This is a genomic window from Syntrophomonas sp. UBA5494, from assembly GCF_002426325.1.
The window spans coordinates 14,509-16,226 of record NZ_DIPG01000086.1; the positions used below are offsets into that span (position 1 = coordinate 14,509).

At 48.9% G+C, this 1,718-nt stretch carries 2 protein-coding genes; both read left to right on the forward strand.

The annotated features are described in order from the left end of the window. Positions 1-513, forward strand: a 513-nt coding sequence (locus B3W37_RS09640; protein ID WP_483175573.1) for a CpaE/TadZ family protein, incomplete at its 5' end; no start/stop codon positions are given. A gap of 42 nt (positions 514-555) precedes the next feature. Then, positions 556-1,718, forward strand: a 1,163-nt coding sequence (locus B3W37_RS09645; protein ID WP_483175574.1) for a TadA family conjugal transfer-associated ATPase, incomplete at its 3' end; no start/stop codon positions are given.

The following is a 1,718-nucleotide window of genomic DNA, read 5'->3' on the forward strand; positions in this document are numbered from 1 at the left end:
GGCGAACTGACGGCTGATCTGGTCGACGAATACTTTTATGAGCGCAGCGGGGTTAAGGTTTTGGCTGCGCCCCATAAGCCTGAACTGGGTGAACTGGTAACTTCCTTCGGAGCCGAGACCGTGCTAAAACTGTGCAGGAAGATGTATACCTATACTTTCCTTGATACCCCTACCTTCCTGGACGATACTACGCTCACCGCCCTGGAAATGTCGGATGTGGTTTTACTTTTGATATCTCTGGATATACCGACCATCAAAAACATAAAAAAAGGCATTGATGTATTAGATTCTCTGAAGCTGCTGCCCCGAACCAAATTGATTCTTAACCGCTCGTCATCACTATCGGTAGGCCTTGAACCCCAGGATGTAGAACAGGTTCTGGGCATGAAGATTGCAGCTTCTATCCCCAGCGATTTTAAGATGACCGTGTCATCCATCAACCGGGGCATGCCGTTCTACAACATGAGCCCAAGGCCCCCATATCCAGGAGCATTGTTGAATTGTTCGATCTAATCGATAAGGCTAAATAAAGTAATAAGTAAGGTTGGATGCGTAATGTCACTATTGAGCAGATTGCAAAACGATCAGGTTGTAAGTCCTGTTATAACCAAGGAGGCCGCCACATCCCGCTACCTGGATATTGTTTACCGCATACACCGGGAGATAATCCGCGAAATGGGGCAGGAATCCTTAAATAACCGCAAGCGCGAAGATATTGAGAGTAAGATTCGCGGCATCTCTGATACCATTTTCGAGAGTGAATACGACAACCTGCCGCGCAGCGAAAGAGAAGTCATTCTTAATCAGGTTATCGACGAGGTCCTGGCATATGGGCCTTTGAGCCCGTTATTGAGAGACGACAGCATATCAGAAATCATGGTAAATGGTCCTAAGCAGGTCTTTGTGGAAAGGCGCGGTAAAATTGAAAAGGTAAAAGTCGTCTTTCGGGATAATTTGCACTTACATACGGTTATTGAGAGAATAATCTCTCCCTTGGGACGCCGCCTGGATGAGAGCTCGCCCATGGTAGACGCCAGACTTCCTGATGGATCCCGTGTAAATGCTATAATACCTCCCCTGGCCATTAACGGGTGTGTCCTGACCATACGCAAATTCTCCAAAAATCTACTGAAAACTGCCGATTTGATCAGAAACAATACCATGAGTTCTCATATGGCCAAATTCCTGGAAGCCTGTGTTAAAGGCCGCATGTCCATGATTGTTTCAGGCGGCACCGGCGCTGGGAAAACCAGTACCTTAAATATAATATCCGGCTTCATTCCTCACGATGAAAGGATCATTACTATAGAAGACTCGGCTGAATTGGTCTTAAACCAGGAACATGTGGTGACACTGGAGACCCGCCCTTCAAATATCGACAACCGGGGTGAGGTATCTATCCGTGACTTAGTGCGCAACTCCCTGCGCATGCGCCCTGACCGCATTGTGGTCGGCGAGGTGCGCGGCGGTGAGGCCTTGGACATGCTGCAGGCCATGAACACCGGTCATGACGGTTCTCTTTCCACGGCTCACGCCAACTCCCCGCGGGATATGTTATCCCGCCTCGAAACCATGGTCTTGATGGCGGGTATGGAAATGCCGATGAAAGCCATCCGGGAGCAGATCGCCTCGGCTATTGATTTTATCGTCCATCAGAGCCGAATGTCAGACGGCACCCGGAAAATAACCCATATCACTGAAGTGGTGGGGATGGAGAC